Genomic DNA, 18,432 nt, shown 5'->3' with positions numbered 1-18,432 from the left:
TCTCTGCGCGAGCAGACACAAAACTGCCCCTTTTCACCGGAAAAGGGGCAGTTTTGCGTCTGCTGGGCGGGCAGGGGTGGGGCGCGCCAGCGCGCGGTAGCTGGTGTTCCACAGCCACTCGACCGGCCCGCGGTCGAACCGTCGCAGCCACAGGTGCGCGAATGCCATCACGATCGCGACGACGACGTAGATGGCGGCGGTGGCCACCACTCGGTGTTGCGCCGCGATGGTGGCCGCCAGGCCCAGGCCCCAGCCGTAGCAGATCACCGAGGCGACGAGGTTCTGTAACACGTAGCTGGACAATGCCATTCGCCCGACCTCGCTGAGCCGGCGGCCCGGCACGCCGAGCGGGCGGCCGGGGCGACGGACATAGAACTCGGCGACGGCGGCCAGGATGCCCAGCGACACGAGGGGTGCGGTGCCGTAGCGGGCCAGCACCACGCCGCCGGGCGCCGCCGCGAGTTCGAGCACGACGTCGGCGGGCAGGGCCACCGCGAAGCCCAGCCACATCAGCCGGCGGCGCACCGTCGCGCCGCGCGCCTCGAGCACGCCGGCGTGAAAAAGCTTCGCGCCCAACAGGAACAGCGCGATGGACATCGGGAAGATCGCAATCGTCTCGGCGCGAAACAGCAGGGCATTGTCGAGCCGGAAGAGCACCAGATCCCACCACGATCCGTCGGCATAGGGGTTGGGCTGCAACGGCTTTCCCGGGCCGTCGCTGCGCGGCGCCAGCGCGATCGCGGCGGTGACGGCGGCCAGCACCGTCGCGTGAACCAGGGCCGCAGTCACGATGATGCGCCGCTGCGCGCGAGGCGAGGTGACCATGAGGTACGACACGATCCAGCCGGTGATCGCATATCCCATCAACACGTCGAACTCGGTCATCAGCGCAAAGTGCACGACGCCGTCGAGCAGCAGCAGCGCCGCCCGCCACGGGTAGCTGCCTGGCCAGCGCAACCCGGCCCGCACTGCCGAACGCTGTTGCAGCGCAAGGCCGATGCCGAACATCACGGTCAGAAGGCCGAGGAACTTGCCTTGGGCGAGCATCTGCAGCACCGCTTCCGCAGTACTCCATGGCCCGTCGGAGATGTAGCCGATCAGGCCCTCGGGGTGGGTGAAGATCCAGATGTTGGTGCCCAGCGTGCCGAGGATGGCGATGCCACGCAGCACGTCGAGGGACTGTAGCCGTCCGGTGGTCACGGCACCCGAACCTACCATACAAACGTATGGGTGCAGCTATCATGAAGCGGTGAGCGAGGCCTACCGACGGATGGCCGACGCGGTGCTGGCGGTGCTTGTCGCCGACGGGTTCGAGGGCGTGTCGGTGCGCAAGGTGGCGGCGCTGGCCGGCGTGTCGATCGGCGCTGTGCAGCACCACTTCCCGACCAAAGACGCCATGCTGGCCGCCGCGATGGACCGCGCCGCGCAGCGGTGGCGCGCCCGGTTGGACGAGCAACTCAGCGCGAAGATGTCGCCCGCCGAACAGCTCGAGACGCTGGCCGTGGCGCTGGTGAGCGCCGACGACCGCGACATCAGTGTCGCCTGGCTGCTTCGGCTGGCCCGGGCGGCGGTGCACGAGGACACCGCGAAGCGGCACCGCGCCGACTGGCAGACCGTAGAGGACCTGCTGGTTCGTGCGATCACGGCGGCGGCCCCGGGCGCCGACGCCAGGCCCGCCGCCAAGGAGCTACTGGCGTTGCTCGACGGCCTGGCGTGCTCGGTCGCGGTGGAACCCGACCGCGTCAGCGCCGAAGTCGCTCAGCGCATCGCACGAGACCACGTGCGTCGGCTCCTCGGGCTCGTCACCTAGGCTGGGCTGCATGCAACGGATCATCGGAACCGAGGTCGAGTACGGCATTTCCTCGCCGTCCGATCCGACCGCGAATCCGATCCTGACCTCCACGCAGGCGGTGCTGGCCTACGCCGCCGCCGCGGGAATCCAGCGCGCCAAGCGCACCCGCTGGGACTACGAGGTGGAATCACCGCTGCGCGACGCCCGCGGATTCGACCTGAGCCGGTCGGCAGGCCCGCCGCCGGTCGTCGACGCCGACGAGGTCGGCGCCGCGAACATGATCCTGACCAACGGCGCGCGGCTGTACGTCGACCACGCCCACCCCGAGTACTCCGCACCGGAAACCACTGATCCGTTGGACGCCGTGATCTGGGACAAGGCCGGCGAGCGGGTGATGGAGGCCGCCGCCCGCCACGTCGCCAGCGTGCCGGGGGCCGCCAAGCTGCAGCTGTACAAGAACAACGTCGACGGCAAGGGTGCCTCCTACGGGTCGCACGAGAACTACCTGATGAGCCGTCAGACGCCGTTTTCGGCGGTGATCGCGGGCCTGACGCCGTTCCTGGTGTCCCGCCAGGTGATCACCGGCTCAGGACGGGTCGGGATCGGCCCCTCGGGCGACGAACCGGGCTTCCAGCTCTCTCAGCGGGCCGACTACATCGAGGTCGAGGTCGGCCTGGAGACGACGCTCAAACGCGGCATCATCAACACTCGCGACGAGCCGCACGCCGACGCCGACAAGTACCGCCGGCTGCACGTCATCATCGGCGACGCCAACCTCGCGGAGACATCGACCTACCTCAAGCTCGGCACCACCGCGCTGGTGCTCGACCTCATCGAAGAGGGCATGGACCTGACCGACCTGGCGCTGGCGCGCCCGGTGCACGCGGTCCACGTGATCAGCCGCGACCCGTCGCTGCGCGCCACCGTCGCCCTGGCCGACGGCCGCGAACTGACAGGCCTTGCGCTGCAACGCATCTACCTGGATCGGGTGGCCAAACTCGTCGACACCCGCGATCCGGATCCCCGCGCCGCCGACATCGTGCAGACCTGGGCCACCGTGCTCGACCTGCTCGAGCGCGACCCGATGGAATGCGCGGAAATCCTGGACTGGCCGGCCAAACTGCGGCTGCTGGAGGGCTTCCGCCACCGCGAGAACCTGAATTGGTCCGCGCCGCGGCTGCACCTGGTGGACCTGCAGTACTCGGACGTGCGGCTGGACAAAGGCCTGTACAACCGGCTGGTGGCACGCGGCTCGATGAAGCGGCTGGTGACCGAACAGCAGGTGCTCGACGCGGTGGAGAACCCGCCGACCGACACCCGCGCCTACTTCCGCGGGGAGTGCCTGCGGCGGTTCGGCGCCGACATCGCGGCGGCCAGCTGGGACTCGGTGATCTTCGATCTGGGCGGGGACTCACTCGTGCGGATTCCGACGCTGGAGCCGCTGCGCGGCAGCAAGGCGCACGTGGGCGCGTTGCTGGATTCGGTGCACAGCGCCGCCGAGCTGGTCGAGCAACTCACCACATAAAGCACCGTGTGGCCGGTGTTACGCCAGGCAATTCGGCCGGTGCCCGGTAGTGTGGAGTAACGGCGGGCGGCGATAGGGCCCGCCGATGACGATGCAGGAGGCAGCGATGGCTCAGGAGCAGACCAAGCGTGGCGGTGGTGGCGGCGAGGACGACGACCTCACCGGCAGCACGGCCGCCGGGCAGGAGCGTCGCGAAAAGCTGACCGAGGAGACCGACGATCTGCTGGACGAGATCGACGACGTCCTCGAGGAGAACGCCGAGGACTTCGTGCGCGCATACGTCCAAAAGGGCGGACAGTGACCTGGCCGCACCGTAAGCAGCTGGCCTTTCCTACAACCCTCCCCGGAGTATCGACAGTCGGTATGGACTTATCGTCCTTTTCTGATTTGCTGCGCCGACAGGCGCCCGACCTATTGCCCCTCGGCCGCTCCGAGCCCGGCCCCATGCCGTCCGGCGCAGTGCCGCACGGCACCACGATCGTTGCGTTGAAGTACCCGGGCGGCGTGGTCATCGCGGGGGACAGGCGCTCGACGCAGGGCAACATGATCGCCGGGCGCGACGTCAAGAAGGTGTACATCACCGACGACTACACGGCGACGGGCATCGCGGGCACCGCCGCCATCGCGGTGGAGTTCGCACGGTTGTACGCCGTCGAACTCGAGCACTACGAGAAGGTTGAAGGGGTTCCGCTGACCTTCGCCGGCAAGGTGAACCGCCTGGCGACGATGGTGCGCGGCAACCTGGGTGCGGCGCTGCAGGGATTCGTGGCGTTGCCGCTGCTGGTCGGCTACGACCTCGACGACCCCAACTCGCAGACGGCCGGTCGCATCGTGTCGTTCGACGCCGCGGGCGGCTGGAACATCGAAGAAGAGGGCTACCAGGCGGTGGGCTCGGGCTCGGTGTTCGCCAAAACCTCGATCAAGAAGATGTATTCGCAAGTGACCGACGCGGATTCGGCGCTGCGGGTGGCCATCGAGGCGCTCTACGACGCCGCCGATGACGACTCGGCAACCGGCGGGCCCGATCTGGTGCGCGGCATCTACCCGACCGCGGTGACGATCGGTGCCGAGGGCGCCGAGGAGGTACCCGAGGACCGCATCGCGGCGTTGGCGCGTGAGGTGATCGAAAAGCGCACTGCTGAAGGCACTTCGCGGTCGGATTCCGGGCCGTCGACCGACGCGCGGGGAGACTCGTGAGCTTTCCGTATTTCATCTCGCCCGAGCAGGCGATGCGCGAGCGTTCCGAGCTCGCGCGCAAGGGGATTGCCCGAGGCCGCAGCCTGGTGGCGCTGGCGTACTCCGACGGCGTGCTGTTCGTTGCGGAGAACCCGTCGCGCTCGCTGTACAAGATCAGCGAGCTCTACGACCGCGTGGGGTTCGCCGCTGCCGGCCGCTTTAACGAGTTCGACCGGTTGCGGCGCGGCGGCATCCAGTGGGCCGACACCAAGGGGTACGCCTACGACCGCCGCGACGTCACCGGCCGCCAGCTGGCCAACGTGTATGCCGAAGCGCTGGGCACGATCTTCACCGAGCAGGCCAAACCGTACGAGGTGGAGCTGTGCGTTGCCGAAGTCGCACATTACGGCGAAACCAAACCGCCTGAGCTGTATCGCATTACGTATGACGGCTCGATCAACGACGAACCGCACTTCGTGGTGATGGGCGGCACCACCGAGCCCATCACCACCGCGCTCAACGAGTCCTACGTCGAGAACGCCGACTTGTCCGACGCCGTCCGGATCGCCGTGGACGCCCTCAAAGCCGGTGCGGGCAACGGCGGCTCGGAGGCCCGCACACTGGGGCCGTCGACGTTGGAGGTGGCCGTGCTGGACGCGAAGCGGCCGCGTCGGGCGTTCCGGCGCATCACCGGTCCGGCGCTGGAGGCTCTGCTGCCCGAAGAGGATTCGAAGAAGAAGTAGCGGGCCATGTGGGAGGCGGTATCGGCGACGGCGCCGAGGCTGGCCAAACCGCGGATCATGCGGCAGCACTGGCTCGACCTGACCTTCCTGCACTGGGCCGTCGAGCCCGCGAGCGTCGCGCACCTGTACCCGCCGGGCACCGAACCCGACCTCTTCGAGGGCCGCACCTACGTCGGTCTGGTGGCGTTCGATATGGCCAATACCGGCTTGCCGCACGGCCCCTCGTTGGTCGGGACGCTGCTGGAGACGAACATCCGCCTGTATTCGGTCGACAGCACCGGACGCCGCGGTGTGGTGTTTTTGGCCCTCGACGCCAACCGGCGTGCGGTGGTGGCCGCGGGCCGGACGGTATTTGGGCTGCCCTACCGGTTCGCCCGGATGAGCCACGAGCGCCACGGGGATCGGCACGTGTACACCACGACGGTGCGCTGGCCCAGGGTGCAGGCGGCAAGCCGCATCGAGGTGCAGGCGCGTGGTGCGCTGCAGGCCGGGCCGTTGGAGCAATTCTTGACTGCCCGTTGGGGTTTGCACGTGGCGAGGGCAGGCCGCACCTGGTACCTGCCCAACGAGCATCCACCGTGGGCGCTGCGGGCAGCTGAACTGATTCGCTTCGACGACGACGGTCTGTTGGCGTCTGTCGGCGTGGACGTGGGTGGTCGTCAGCCCGACCATGTCGCATTCAGCGACGGCGTTCCGGCCTACTTCGGAGTGCCGACGCTGGCCACGACGCCCCGACGGGCGGTCACGCGATAGCGCGCTTGACCATATCGGCGAACTCCTGCGGGCATTCCAGCGGCGTGAAGTGCCCGACCCCGTCGACGAGGTGTAGCCGCGCGTCGTCGAAATAGTCGTCCAGTCGGTCGGCCCATTCGGTGGGAAACAGCGGATCATGCTGCGGCCACAGCACATCCGTCGGTACGTGAATCTTGATCGCGCGGCCCGGCGGCAGCTCGGTCAGCGACTGCGCGACCATGCCCGCGCCGGCGCGGTACCACGCGATCGACGCGGTGAAAGCGCCGGGCAGCGCATAGTCGGCAACCAGCCGACTCAGGTCATCCTCGGAGACAGTGAAATTCGGGCCGGACCAGTGATTCCAGAAGTGGCGCAGATATTCTCGGACGATCTCGGGCTTGCCATCGATCAGCTTGTCCGCGATGGGCAGCTGATGGAAGGCCTGGTACCAGAATTCGTGCTGAGCGTGGGCGGTCAGAACCCGGTCTCCCGCGCCGGGCAGGGGAGGGGAGAGCACCAGCGCCTTGATCTGGTGTGGATGCATCCGCGCGACGCTCTGGGCGACGCGGCTGCCGACGTCGTAGCCTGCCAGCACCACGCCGGTCAGGTTCGGCTCATTGATGAGTCCGACGATGCTGCTGGCTTGGGCGGTGGCGCTGTAGAAGTGGCGTACCGCGACCGCATGTTTGTCCGAACCGCCGAAGCCGCGCAAATCGGGCACGATCACGTCGGCGTCGCCGAGCAACGGAACCACCTCGCGGTAGTCGTGTCGGTTGCCGGGCCATCCGTGCAGCAGCACGGCCGCTGGTGCGCCGGGTGTGCCGAAGCGGTCGAAGGCCAACCGGAACCCGTCCACCGGGCTGCTGCGCGATGACACTTGGTCATTCTGGCCAATTTCATGCGGTTTGGTGCGGGGTTGCCAAAATGCCGGCGATCTCGCTCTACATGGCTAACCCGCTGGGAACTATTTGCTGTTGTGCGCCAAGGTTTTTGGCGTGTCGACACGCACAGGCCGCCATCCGACGTACGTGAACCACAAGCCCATCACCGTCAGCAGCAGGAAGAAGATCCGCGCGGCGAGCAGGGGTCCGGGGCTGGTGAGTGTCGTGCCCGCGCCGGTTTCGATCGCCGACGGGAACGCCATCATTGTCACTCCGCGCAGCGCGACGAACCAGCCGAACAACGAGATCAGCACCGCGGTGAGGCTGTACCAGTACTGGTGGAAGGCGATGACGACGAGGCCCATCGCCAACATCGCAGCGCCGAGGATCCAGGGCAGCACCGGATTGCCGAACAGGTCGTCGATCACCTCAGTGAGATCGGGCAGCCTGATTGCGACGATCAGTGTCGCGACGGTCACGAATGGGCCGATTACCCGGGCGAAGCTACGCGTGCGCTGTTCAGCGACTGGATCGGGATGGGACACGGCATCGCTCCTATTAATAAACCGACTGACGGTCTATTAATAGACTAGACTGGCCGACAGTCACGGTCAATGCGAGGAGGCTCAGGCGCAGTGGCGCGTCAGGTCAAACCCGAGGAGTACGCCGCGCGGCGGGGCGAGATCGTCCGCGCTGCGCTGGAGGTCATGGGGGACAAGGGCTACGAGCGCATGACCGTCGACGATGTCCTGGCGAAGACGGGCATGTCGAAAGGCGCGCTCTATCACTACTTCTCGTCGAAGTATGCGCTGCTCGAAGGCGTGGTCGCGGCGTTCGCAGAGGAGGGGCTGCAGGCGTTGCGGGCCGTCGTCGACGATCCGAATCTCAGCGCGATCGAGAAGCTGCACGCCTACTTCCGCACCGACGGGATGCTGAAGGCCGAGAACGCCACCACGGTGGCCACCATCATGCGGCTGAAGGGTGACGAGAACAACGCCCTGCTGCGGCAGAAGTTGTCGCGGGAAGCGATGCGCACGACCGCGCCCATGCTGGAAGCGATCATTCGCCAGGGGTGCGACGAAGGGGTTTTCGACACCGACCATCCCCACGAGGCGGCCCTGATCGTCACCGGCATGGGGATGGCGCTAGCCGACACCTTCATCGACGCGATCGAGGCCGACGGTGGCGTCGGCGCGGACATGAGCGGCCCGCGCATCCAAGCCGTATTGGCCGCGTACTTCCAGGCATTCGAGCGCATTCTCGGCGCGCCGGCGGGCTCGCTCGCGTCGTGGGTTGAGGAGCAGCGCCGGTAACGGATGCCGACCTCCTTGTCAGCCGTCGCGATTGGCGCGGCTTGCGCGCCGTTACCGAGAACCACCCCGTAAGCTCGATGAGGTGCAGCGACGGATCATGGGAATCGAGACCGAATTCGGTGTGACCTGCACGTTCCATGGCCATCGCCGGCTCAGCCCCGACGAGGTTGCCCGGTACCTGTTTCGGCGGGTGGTGTCATGGGGCCGCAGTTCCAACGTTTTTTTGCGCAACGGCGCGCGGTTGTACCTCGACGTGGGCAGCCATCCCGAGTACGCGACCGCCGAATGCGACAGCCTGATCCAGCTCGTCACCCATGACCGAGCTGGCGAACGGGTCCTGGAGGATCTGCTCATCGACGCCGAGCAGCGCCTCGCCGACGAGGGCATCGGCGGCGACATCTACCTGTTCAAGAACAACACCGACTCGGCCGGCAATTCGTACGGCTGCCACGAGAACTACCTCATCGTGCGCGCGGGCGAGTTCTCCCGGATCTCCGATGTGCTGCTGCCGTTCCTGGTGACTCGGCAGTTGATCTGCGGGGCGGGCAAGGTGCTGCAGACGCCGAAGGCCGCCACGTACTGCCTGAGCCAGCGGGCCGAGCACATCTGGGAAGGGGTGTCGAGCGCCACCACCCGCAGCCGCCCGATCATCAACACGCGCGACGAACCGCACGCGGACGCCGAGAAGTACCGGCGGCTGCACGTCATCGTCGGCGACTCCAACATGTGCGAGGCGACGACCATGCTCAAGGTAGGCACCGCGTCGCTGGCGCTCGAGATGATCGAGGCCGGTGTGGCGTTCCGCGATTTCTCGCTGGACAACCCGATCCGGGCGATCCGCGAGGTGAGCCACGACCTGACGGGCCGTCGGCCGGTGCGGCTGGCCGGCGGACGGCAGGCCAGCGCGCTGGACATCCAGCGTGAGTACTACGCCCGCGCCGTGGAGTATCTGCAGACGCGCGAGCCGAACACCCAGATCCAGCAGGTCGTCGATCTGTGGGGCCGCCAACTCGACGCCGTCGAGAGCCAGGACTTCGCCAAGGTCGACACCGAGATCGACTGGGTGATCAAGCGCAAGCTGTTCCAGCGGTATCAGGACCGCTACAACATGGAGCTGTCCGACCCCAAGATCAGCCAGCTCGACCTGGCCTATCACGACATCAAGCGCGGCCGCGGGGTGTTCGACCTGCTGCAGCGCAAGGGTCTGGCCGCGCGGATCACCACCGACGAGGAGATCGAGGCCGCGGTGAACACGCCGCCGCAGACGACGCGGGCCAAGCTGCGCGGCGAGTTCATCAGCGCCGCCCAGGAAGCCGGGCGGGACTTCACCGTCGACTGGGTGCATTTGAAGCTCAACGATCAGGCGCAGCGCACGGTGCTGTGCAAGGACCCGTTCCGGTCGGTCGATGAGCGGGTCAAGCGGCTGATCGCCAGCATGTAGCCAGCTAGTGCTTGTCGCCGCCCTGGTTATCGATGACGGTCTGAATCAACTCAACGATCCGCTGTTGACCCGCGGCTGCCGCGTCGAACTTGCCGCGCATCTCGGCGAATCCCCGGTCGACCTCCGTAAATTTTTCGTCTACGTGTGTCCGAAGGTCGATGAAATCACCGCGAAGGCCATTGAAGTCCTCGCGCATCGCATTAAAGCTGGCTGTCGTGGCCTGACGGAAGTCACGAAACTCGGCGCGGAAGTCACGGATCTCGCCCCGGATCTCTGCCACGTCCCGGTCGGCGGCACCCGCGAGCACCCGGGCAGCGGCGGCATCTTGCTCGCTTGATCGCACACGCCGGTCGAGCTCGCGCACCTGCGATTCCAACGCCGTGACGCGTTCCTCGAGGTTCTCCGGATCCACGCAGACGAGATTACCGCCGACGGGCGACACTTCCAGCCCGCTTATCGACGGCTGTGGATAACCACGCCCTAAGCTCGTCTCGTGGCGACCTCCAAAGTCGAGCGGTTGATGAATCTCGTCATCGCCTTGCTGTCCACCCGCACATTCCTCAGCGCCGAACGCATCCGCAAGGTGGTCGCCGGATACGCCGACAGTCCCAGCGACGAGGCGTTCTCGCGGATGTTCGAACGCGACAAGAACGAACTGCGTGATCTGGGCATCCCGCTGGAAACCGGCCGGGTGTCGCAGTTCGACCCCACCGAGGGCTACCGCATCAATCGGGAGGCCTACGCGCTGCCGCCGGTCGAGCTGACCGCCGACGAGGCCGCGGCCGTCGCGGTGGCCACCCAGTTGTGGGAGTCGCCCGAGCTGATCACCGCCACGCAGAGCGCGCTGCTCAAGCTGCGCGCGGCCGGGGTGGATGTCGACGCTGCCGACGCCGGTGTCGCGATTCCCTCGACCGCGGCCCTGCCCGGGCTGCGGGGCTCGGAGGAAGTACTCCGAATCCTGTTGCAGGCCATCGACAATGGCCAGGCAGTGCAATTCCCTCACCGCCCGTCTCGCAGCGAGCCCTACACGACGCGAACCGTCGAACCCTGGGGCGTCGTCACTGAGAAGGGCCGCTGGTATCTGGTCGGGCACGACCGCGACCGCGACGCTGTGCGCACCTTCCGGCTGTCGCGCATCGGCCCCGACGTGAAAGCCATCGGTGAACCCGACACCGTGCACAAACCCGACGATGTGAACCTGCGCGAGATCGTGAACCGCGTGATCAGCGATCCGCCCACCGGCGCGCAGGCGCGGATATGGGTCGCCGAGGGCCGCGCGACGGCGCTGCGCCGGCAGGCGACCGTCATCGGTCCCCGGACACTGGCCGGACGCGCGGGCGAGGAGATCGCGATCGAGATCACCATGACCGACCGGCTGGCACGCGAGATCGCCAGCTATGGCGCGGATGCCGTTGCGCTGGAACCGGAATCGCTGCGCGATGATGTGCTGGCGCGGCTGCGCGCACAGGCGGGAGCGACAACAGCATGAGCCAGGTGTCCAGTCGCCTGGTGCGGCTGCTCAACATGGTGCCGTACTTTCAGGCCAATCCCCGGATCACCTACGCGGAGGCCGCTGCCGATCTCGGGGTAACCGTCAAACAGCTGCAGGACGATCTGAATCAGCTGTGGATGTGCGGGCTGCCCGGCTACGGGCCCGGCGATCTGATCGACTTCGAATTCTCCGGCGACACCATCGAAGTCACGTTCTCCGCGGGCATCGACCATCCGCTGCGGCTGACCTCACCCGAAGCCACCGGGATTCTGGTGGCGCTGCGCGCATTGGTCGACGTGCCCGGCATGGTCGACCCGGAAGCTGCGCGCAGCGCGATCGCCAAGATCGAATCCGCCGCGGGCACCGTGAGCCACGACATCGAGCACACGCCCGCCGCGGTCGATGAGCCCGCCCCGGTGGAAAGCGAAGCCGCCGCCGCTGTGCGCGCCGCGGTGCGTAACGGCCGCGCCCTGTCGATCGAGTACTACTCCGCCTCCCACGACATGCTCTCCAGTCGGGTCGTCGACCCGATCCGGGTGGTGCTGGTCGCCGACCACAGCTATCTGGAGGCCTGGTGTCGCAGCGCCGAAGGCGTGCGGCTGTTCCGGTTCGACCGCATCGTCGACGCCACCGTGCTCGACGAGCCGTCGTCGCCGCCCGAGCCGGCCGTGCAGGCCGGCCCGGACACCTCGTTATTCGACGCGGATCCCTCGCTGCCGTCGGCGAAACTGCTCATCGACCGCTCGGCGTCGTGGATGTTCGACTACTACCCCTTGAGGGTGCTGCGGGAGCTTCCCGACGGGGCGTGTGAAGCCTCGATGACCTACGCCTCCGACGACTGGATGGCCCGTTTCGTGCTCGGTTTCGGCGCCGCGGTGCGGGTGCTGGAACCGGAATCTCTGGCCCACCGGGTGAAAGAGTCCGCCGCCGCGGCCCTGCGCGCCTACGAGCACAGCGTGTCTGGCGAGTAGACTCGGCCCAGACTTTGGAGGTGACCAAATTGGGCGGTCTACAACCCTGGCACTGGGTAATTGTCATCGCCGTGTTTGTGCTGCTGTTCGGCGCCAAGAAGCTCCCGGACGCGGCGCGCTCGCTCGGCAAGTCGATGCGGATTTTCAAGTCCGAGATCAAGGAGATGCAGGCCGATTCCAAGCCGGAGACCCCGCCGGCCACCCCGATCGCCTCGGAACGGGCCGACAATCCTGCCCAGCCGGCGCCGAGTTCCGAACCCACCGACAAACACTCGGCCTGATCCCTTCCCCGAGGACGGCGGCATGACGCCGCGTCCCTAGGCATGCCCGTGCAGACCCCCGGAATCCTCAAGAAGCTCGATCCTCGCCGACGCCGCTCGCGGGCCAATCCTGACGGCACCATGTCGCTCGTCGAGCATCTGCAGGAATTGCGCACCCGTCTGCTGATTGCGGCCGCCGCCGTCGTCCTCACCACCATCGCCGGGTTTCTGTGGTACAGCCACGGCATCTTCGGCTTCCACAGCCTGGGCGAATGGCTGCGCGGTCCGTACTGCGCGCTGCCCGACTACGCCCGCGCCGACATCACGCCGGGTGGGGAATGCCGCCTGCTGGCCACGGCGCCGTTCGACCAGTTCATGCTGCGCCTCAAGGTGGGCCTCGCCGCCGGCATCGTGCTGGCCTGCCCGGTGTGGCTGTATCAGCTGTGGGCGTTCATCACGCCGGGCCTGTACAAGAAGGAACGTCGCTTCGCGATGGCGTTCGTCGGCATCGGCGCCGTGTTGTTCGTGGCGGGCGCGGTGCTGGCCTACGTGGTGCTCGCCAAGGCGTTGGGCTTCTTGCTGACGGTCGGCAGCGACGTTCAGGTCACCGCGCTGTCGGGCGACCAGTACTTCGGCTTTCTGATCAACCTGCTGCTGGTGTTCGGGTTCAGCTTCGAATTCCCGCTGCTGATCATCATGCTCAACCTGGTCGGCATCCTGCCGTACGAGCGGCTCAAGGCCTGGCGGCGCGGCTTGATCTTCGCGCTGTTCGTCTTCGCCGCCTTCTTCACGCCGGGCTCGGACCCGTTCTCGATGCTGGCGTTGGCGCTGGCGCTGACGGTGCTGCTCGAAGTGGCCATCCAGGTGGCCCGGATTCACGACAGGCGAAAGGCCAAACGCGAAGCGCTGGCCGAGGTTCCCGAGGACCAGGCCGCACCGATCGGCAGCGCCGAACCCATCGAACCGCCGGCCGCGGTGCTCACCGTCGATGACGATGCCACCTGAGCTGCCACTTGGAGGCGAGCTGGCCACCTTCGTCACCCAGCTGTCCTTCGAGCTGGATGACTTCCAGCAGCGCGCGTGCCGGGCGCTGGAGAACGGGCACGGCGTGCTGGTCTGTGCGCCCACCGGGGCGGGTAAGACGGTGGTGGGCGAGTTCGCCGTGCATCTGGCCATGGCCGCGGGACGAAAGTGCTTCTACACCACGCCCATCAAGGCGCTGAGCAACCAGAAGCACAACGATCTGGTGGCCCGCTACGGACCCGATCAGATCGGCCTGCTCACCGGCGATCAGTCCATCAACGGTGACGCGCCGATCGTGGTGATGACCACCGAAGTGCTGCGCAACATGCTGTACGCGAATTCATCCGCGCTGTACGGGCTTTCCTACGTCGTGATGGACGAGGTGCATTTTCTCGCCGATCGGATGCGCGGTGCGGTGTGGGAGGAAGTGATCCTGCACCTGCCCGACGAGGTGCGGCTGGTGAGCCTGTCGGCGACGGTGAGCAACGCCGAGGAATTCGGCGGCTGGATCCAGACCGTGCGCGGCGACACCACCGTCGTCGTCGACGAACACCGGCCCGTGCCGTTGTGGCAGCACGTGCTGGTGGGCAAGCGGTTGTTCGACCTGTTCGACTACCGGGCCACCGACGCGGCGCGCAACGGCCGCGAGCTGGTGGTGGATCCGGAACTGTTGCGGCACATCGCGCATCGTCGCGAGGCCGACCGGCTGGCCGACTGGCAGCCGCGGGGCCGCGGGCGGTACGGGGGACGGCCGAGCATCTACCGCCCGCCGGGCCGCCCCGATGTGATCGCCACGCTCGACAGGGAAGGGCTGCTGCCCGCCATCACGTTCGTGTTCTCCAGGGCCGGTTGCGATGCGGCGGTCAAACAATGCCTGCGCTCGTCGCTGCGGCTGACCACCGACGAGGAACGCGCCCGCATAGCCGCGGTCGTCGAGCGGCGCTGTAGCGACCTGAACGAGGCCGACCTGATCGTGCTCGACTATCACGAATGGCGCGAGGGATTGCTGCGCGGGCTGGCCGCTCACCACGCCGGAATGCTGCCGACATTCCGTCACACGGTCGAAGAACTCTTCACCGCGGGTTTGGTGAAAGCGGTATTCGCCACGGAGACACTGGCATTGGGTATCAATATGCCCGCGCGCACCGTTGTGCTGGAGCGGCTGGTCAAGTTCAACGGCGAACAGCACATGCCGCTGACGCCGGGGGAGTACACCCAGTTGACGGGCCGGGCCGGGCGGCGCGGCATCGATGTCGAAGGCCATGCGGTGGTGTTGTGGCACCCCGACGTAGAACCGGCCGAGGTCGCCGGGCTGGCGTCCACCCGAACCTTCCCGCTGCGCAGTTCATTTGCGCCGTCGTACAACATGACGATCAACCTCGTGCAGCAGATGGGCCCGGCGCAGGCGCACCGGCTGCTGGAGAGTTCGTTCGCGCAGTATCAGGCCGACCGGTCGGTGGTCGGCCTCGTGCGCGGTGTCGAGCGCGGTGAACGCATGCTGGACGAGATCGCGGCCGAACTCGGCGGGCACGACTCGGCGATCCTCGAATATGCCCGTCTGCGTTCGACGATCTCCGAACGCGAACGCGCCCAGTCGCGGGCATCGAGGCTGCAGCGGCGCAACGCCGCCAACGACGCGCTGGCGGCGTTGCGCCGCGGGGACATCATCACCATCACCCACGGCCGTCGCGGTGGCCTGGCCGTGGTGCTCGAGCCCGCCCGTGACAGCGACGACCCGCGGCCGCTGGTGCTGACCGAACACCGTTGGGCAGGAAGGATTTCGTCGGCGGACTACTCCGGCGCCCCATCGCCGCTGGGATCGATGTCGTTGCCCAAACGCGTCGAACATCGCCAGCCGCGGGTGCGCCGTGATCTAGCATCGGCGCTGAGGTCTGCGGCGGCGGGGCTGGATGTGCCGTCGGCCAAGGGCAAGCGCAAGGCGGCGGAGCCCGACATCGACCCCGAATTAGTGGAACTGCGTGACCAACTGCGCCGTCATCCGGCACACCAACTACCGGACCGGGAAACCAAGGTCCGGCTCGCCGAGCGATATCTGAAGATCGAACGCGACAACGCCCAGATCCGCCAGAAGGTCGCCGCTGCGACGAATTCCCTGGCGCGCACCTTCGACCGAATCGTGGTGTTGCTCAGCGAGCGTGGCTACATCGACAACAGCTGCGATGATCCGAAGGTCACCGACGACGGCCGACTGCTGGCCCGGATCTACAGCGAGAGCGATCTATTGGTCGCCGAATGCCTGCGCGGCGGGGTGTGGGAGGGGTTGGACGCGGCCGAGCTGGCGGCCGTGCTGTCGGCGGTGCTCTACGAGTCGAGAGGCGACGCGCCTGGCGCGCCACCGGGTGTCCAGGCGCCGACGGGAAATCTGCGCCGCGCGTTGAACAGAACCCGTCGCACCGCCTCGGATTTGCGCGCCGACGAGCAGCGGCATCGCATTTCGCCCAGCCGCGAACCCGACGAGGGCTTCGTCGCGGCCATCCACCGGTGGGCCACCACCGGCGACCTGACCAGCGCGCTGGCAGCGTCCGACGCCGGCGGCAGCGGGTCACCGTTGTCCGCAGGCGATTTCGTGAGGTGGTGCCGCCAAGTGCTCGATCTACTCGACCAGGTCCGCAACGCCGCGCCCACGCCGGCGCTGCGCACGACGGCGAAACGCGCCATCAACGACATTCGGCACGGCGTCGTGGCTGTTGATACCGGGTAGTGTGTGGCACGCAGAGCGAATTAGGACCAAGGAGAGACGATGAGCGGACCGCAGGGACCTGACCCGACGCAGCCGTGGCAGCCTCAGCAGCCCGAGCCCGGTCAGGACCAGCCGTCGAGCGAGCCGTCGAGCACCCAGCCGTGGCAGCCGCCGACCTCCGGATCCGAGCAGCAGCCGACCACCGAGGCGCCCGCGTGGCAGCAGCCGCCGGCATACACGCAGCCATACCCGCCGTATCAGCAGCCCGGCCAGCCGTACCAACCGCCGCAGTACCCGTCGACGGAGCAGTTCGGCCAGCAGCCGCCCGACTACACCCAGCCGGCCTACCCGCAGGCCGGCCAGTACGGGCAGCCGGGTCAGCCCACGCAGTACGCGCAGCCGGGCCAGTACGGCCAGCCCACTGCGTACGGTCAGCCGGCCACCCAGTACGGCCAGCCGCCGGGCCAGTTCGGGCAGTACCCCCAGTACACCCCGCCGGGCGCCGAAGAGGGCTCGAAGAAGTCGATGGCCGTCGTCGGCGGCGTCATCGGCGTACTCGCGGCGATCATCGTGGCGGCCGTGCTGGTGATGGGCTTCTGGAAGCCCGGCTTCTTCGTCACCACCAAACTCGATGTCGAGGCGGCGCAGTCCGGCGTGCAGCAGATCCTCACCGACGAGACCAACGGCTACGGCGCCAAGAACGTCAAGGACGTCAAGTGCAACAACGGCGAGAGCCCCACGGTGAAGAAGGGCGACACCTTCACCTGTGAGGTCAGCATCGACGGCACCAAGCGTCAGGTGACCGTGACGTTCCAGGACGACGACGGCACCTACGAGGTCGGCCGGCCGAAGTAGGTCGGTTAAGTAGCGGTCTCCAGCCCGTCGAGCGCCTTTTGCAGCCGGCCGATCGACGACATCACGCCGTACCGCTCGGCCAGTTCCGCCACCTTGCGTGGATGTTCGGCGGCCAGCGGCAGCATGTCCGAAGCGGTCGACAACGTCACGGGGGCATCCGTCGCGACCCGCACCACCGGCCCGGCGGCCTCGATGTAGTCGGTGGCGGCCAGCAGCTTGGTCCGATACGCCTTGGACATGGCGGATTTCGGGTCGTGGGCGGCCGCCAGAATCGCCTCCAGCGAGCCGTGCTGGGCCAGCAGTGTGGCCGCCGTCTTCTCGCCGATGCCCGGCACACCCGGCAGCCCGTCTGACGGGTCGCCGCGCATCAACGCCAGCTCGGCGTAGGCTGCGCCGGCCCGGTCGACCGGAACTCCGTACTGCTCGGCCACCTCAACGGGTCCGTACGTGGTGGCCTTCGCCAAGCCGCGCCCCAGATACAGGACCCGTACCTGGACGGGGTCGTCGCAGACCAGCTGCAGCAGGTCCCGGTCGCCGCTGACCACGACGACGGGGTCGCGGCGCTCCCGGAAGGCGAGCGTGCCCAGCACGTCGTCGGCCTCGAAACCCGCAGCCCCCGCGGTCGGAATGCCGAACGCATCCAGCAGCTCCAGGATCATGTCGACCTGCGGGGTGAGGTCGTCGGGCACCTCTTCGATGTCGGGCAGCCCGTCCGGTTGCGGCTCCTCGACGCGGTGCGCCTTGTATGACGGGATCAGGTCCACCCGCCACTGTGGCCGCCAGTCGAGGTCCAGGCACACCACCAGCCGGGCCGGCCGCTCGCGGGTGATCAGCGTGGCGACGGCGTCGAGGAAGCCCCGCACCGCATTGACGGGTCGTCCGTCGGGGGTCTTGATCGACGACGGCACCCCGAAATACGAGCGGAACCACATGCTGGCGCCGTCCAGCAGCAACAGGGGCATGACCGTCATCCTGCCAGTCGGGCCGCCGCGATTGCGTTTGGCACAGACGGGTATCCGGTAGCCATGGCGCTCATCCAGGCGTTCGCCACGGTGCATCGCAGCGCCGCCGACATGTGGCGCGAAGTCGGGCCGTTTCAGAGCATCGTGCGCTGGCATCCGCTGCTGATGCCGACGGACGGATCCGGCGAGGAACCCGGCGCCGAGCGCACGATGGCCACGACCGACGGGCGGCGTTGGGTGGAGCGGCTGCGAGAAACCGATCCCGAACAGCGGCTGTACCGCTACGACGCCTCCTCCAGCGACCTGCCGATCACTGACTTCGAGGGCGAATTCCGTATTCGCGAGGATGCCCCTCACAAGAGCACCGTGATCTGGACCGCGCGGTTCGCGGTCACCTCGGGCAACGAGAAAGACGTCAACGACGCCGTGCGTCACTTTCTGCGCGCCGGCGTCCGCGGCATCGAACGCCGGTATGCCCGGCCGACAGCCGCCGCGCCACACGACGTCAGCACGCTGTGGCACCGTCCCTGACGGCCACTAGCCTGATGCCATGGTGTGTCCTGGA

The 18,432-nt window shown here is 67.5% G+C and carries 20 protein-coding genes; 15 read left to right on the top strand and 5 right to left on the bottom strand.

The annotated features are described in order from the left end of the window. Positions 1-33 precede the first annotated feature (33 nt). Positions 34-1,218, bottom strand: coding sequence for a DUF418 domain-containing protein (locus CWS39_RS23975; RefSeq protein ID WP_102145396.1), 1,185 nt, complete (start codon positions 1,216-1,218; stop codon positions 34-36). A 31-nt stretch (positions 1,219-1,249) separates the two neighbouring features. Here CWS39_RS23975 and CWS39_RS23970 point away from each other — a divergent pair, with 31 nt between their 5' ends. The 6 genes from CWS39_RS23970 to CWS39_RS23945 all read left to right on the top strand — a co-directional run bounded on the left by CWS39_RS23970 (position 1,250) and on the right by CWS39_RS23945 (position 5,989). Further along, entirely contained in the window at positions 1,250-1,810 is a 561-nt protein-coding gene (locus CWS39_RS23970; protein ID WP_233213661.1) for a TetR/AcrR family transcriptional regulator, read from the top strand. 10 nt (positions 1,811-1,820) lie between these two features. Continuing rightward, a complete protein-coding gene (gene dop, locus CWS39_RS23965) occupies positions 1,821-3,317 on the top strand; it encodes a pup deamidase/depupylase (protein WP_102145394.1) in 1,497 nt (498 codons plus the stop codon). Between the two features lie 106 nt (positions 3,318-3,423). After that, positions 3,424-3,618, top strand: coding sequence for a ubiquitin-like protein Pup (locus CWS39_RS23960; RefSeq protein ID WP_046365221.1), 195 nt, complete (start codon positions 3,424-3,426; stop codon positions 3,616-3,618). Continuing rightward, positions 3,615-4,514: a proteasome subunit beta gene (prcB, locus tag CWS39_RS23955; RefSeq protein WP_199178280.1), complete on the top strand. Its 900-nt coding sequence runs from the start codon at positions 3,615-3,617 to the stop codon at positions 4,512-4,514. Before CWS39_RS23960 ends, prcB begins: the two co-directional genes overlap by 4 nt. Then, positions 4,511-5,236 carry a proteasome subunit alpha gene (prcA, locus tag CWS39_RS23950; RefSeq protein ID WP_102145392.1) on the top strand — a complete coding sequence of 242 codons (726 nt, stop codon included), beginning with the start codon at positions 4,511-4,513 and terminating at the stop codon, positions 5,234-5,236. Before prcB ends, prcA begins: the two co-directional genes overlap by 4 nt. 6 nt (positions 5,237-5,242) lie before the next feature. After that, the gene (locus tag CWS39_RS23945; RefSeq protein ID WP_102145391.1) at positions 5,243-5,989 is read left to right on the top strand and encodes a YqjF family protein; all 747 of its coding nucleotides are present in this window, start codon (positions 5,243-5,245) and stop codon (positions 5,987-5,989) included. On the opposite strand, the gene CWS39_RS23940 is transcribed toward CWS39_RS23945, so the two are convergent. Beyond that, positions 5,979-6,845 carry an alpha/beta fold hydrolase gene (locus tag CWS39_RS23940; protein WP_102145390.1) on the bottom strand — a complete coding sequence of 289 codons (867 nt, stop codon included), beginning with the start codon at positions 6,843-6,845 and terminating at the stop codon, positions 5,979-5,981. The two genes, CWS39_RS23945 and CWS39_RS23940, sit on opposite strands and share 11 nt — an antisense overlap. An 87-nt stretch (positions 6,846-6,932) precedes the next feature. Continuing rightward, positions 6,933-7,328 carry a hypothetical protein gene (locus tag CWS39_RS23935; RefSeq protein ID WP_233213660.1) on the bottom strand — a complete coding sequence of 132 codons (396 nt, stop codon included), beginning with the start codon at positions 7,326-7,328 and terminating at the stop codon, positions 6,933-6,935. A 156-nt stretch (positions 7,329-7,484) separates the two neighbouring features. Here CWS39_RS23935 and CWS39_RS23930 point away from each other — a divergent pair, with 156 nt between their 5' ends. Further along, positions 7,485-8,162, top strand: a complete 678-nt coding sequence (locus tag CWS39_RS23930; RefSeq protein WP_158240390.1) for a TetR/AcrR family transcriptional regulator — start codon at positions 7,485-7,487, stop codon at positions 8,160-8,162. A gap of 82 nt (positions 8,163-8,244) precedes the next feature. Continuing rightward, positions 8,245-9,603, top strand: coding sequence for a Pup--protein ligase (gene pafA / locus CWS39_RS23925; protein ID WP_102145388.1), 1,359 nt, complete (start codon positions 8,245-8,247; stop codon positions 9,601-9,603). A 4-nt stretch (positions 9,604-9,607) separates the two neighbouring features. Here pafA and CWS39_RS23920 read toward each other — a convergent pair whose 3' ends face one another. Next, a complete protein-coding gene (locus CWS39_RS23920) occupies positions 9,608-10,015 on the bottom strand; it encodes a hypothetical protein (protein WP_102145417.1) in 408 nt (135 codons plus the stop codon). Between the two features lie 81 nt (positions 10,016-10,096). Here CWS39_RS23920 and CWS39_RS23915 point away from each other — a divergent pair, with 81 nt between their 5' ends. The 6 genes from CWS39_RS23915 to CWS39_RS23890 are packed head-to-tail and all read left to right on the top strand — an operon-like array spanning position 10,097 to position 16,905. Continuing rightward, positions 10,097-11,092, top strand: a complete 996-nt coding sequence (locus CWS39_RS23915) for a helix-turn-helix transcriptional regulator (protein WP_102145387.1) — start codon at positions 10,097-10,099, stop codon at positions 11,090-11,092. Then, positions 11,089-12,066, top strand: coding sequence for a helix-turn-helix transcriptional regulator (locus tag CWS39_RS23910; RefSeq protein WP_102145386.1), 978 nt, complete (start codon positions 11,089-11,091; stop codon positions 12,064-12,066). Before CWS39_RS23915 ends, CWS39_RS23910 begins: the two co-directional genes overlap by 4 nt. Positions 12,067-12,095: 29 nt before the next feature. Next, positions 12,096-12,347 (top strand): Sec-independent protein translocase subunit TatA, encoded by a 252-nt coding sequence (tatA, locus tag CWS39_RS23905; protein ID WP_102145416.1) that lies wholly within the window; start codon positions 12,096-12,098, stop codon positions 12,345-12,347. Between the two features lie 42 nt (positions 12,348-12,389). Continuing rightward, positions 12,390-13,331, top strand: coding sequence for a twin-arginine translocase subunit TatC (tatC, locus tag CWS39_RS23900; RefSeq protein ID WP_431306177.1), 942 nt, complete (start codon positions 12,390-12,392; stop codon positions 13,329-13,331). After that, on the top strand, positions 13,321-16,071 hold the full coding sequence (locus CWS39_RS23895; RefSeq protein WP_431306178.1) for a DEAD/DEAH box helicase: 2,751 nt from the start codon (positions 13,321-13,323) through the stop codon (positions 16,069-16,071). The genes tatC and CWS39_RS23895 overlap by 11 nt, the downstream gene beginning before the upstream one ends. Before the next feature lie 39 nt (positions 16,072-16,110). After that, a complete protein-coding gene (locus CWS39_RS23890) occupies positions 16,111-16,905 on the top strand; it encodes a DUF4333 domain-containing protein (protein WP_102145384.1) in 795 nt (264 codons plus the stop codon). 5 nt (positions 16,906-16,910) lie between these two features. Here CWS39_RS23890 and CWS39_RS23885 read toward each other — a convergent pair whose 3' ends face one another. Next, positions 16,911-17,867, bottom strand: coding sequence for a 5'-3' exonuclease (locus tag CWS39_RS23885; protein ID WP_431306176.1), 957 nt, complete (start codon positions 17,865-17,867; stop codon positions 16,911-16,913). A gap of 63 nt (positions 17,868-17,930) precedes the next feature. Here CWS39_RS23885 and CWS39_RS23880 point away from each other — a divergent pair, with 63 nt between their 5' ends. Continuing rightward, a complete protein-coding gene (locus CWS39_RS23880; RefSeq protein WP_102145382.1) occupies positions 17,931-18,398 on the top strand; it encodes an SRPBCC family protein in 468 nt (155 codons plus the stop codon). The last annotated feature ends 34 nt before the right edge of the window (positions 18,399-18,432 follow it).

Source organism: Mycobacterium hubeiense (assembly GCF_002838065.1).
In the GTDB taxonomy this organism is placed as follows: Bacteria; Actinomycetota; Actinomycetes; order Mycobacteriales; family Mycobacteriaceae; genus Mycobacterium; species Mycobacterium hubeiense.
Note: the sequence above shows the minus strand (reverse complement) of the source record. Positions and strands in the feature narration are given on the sequence as shown.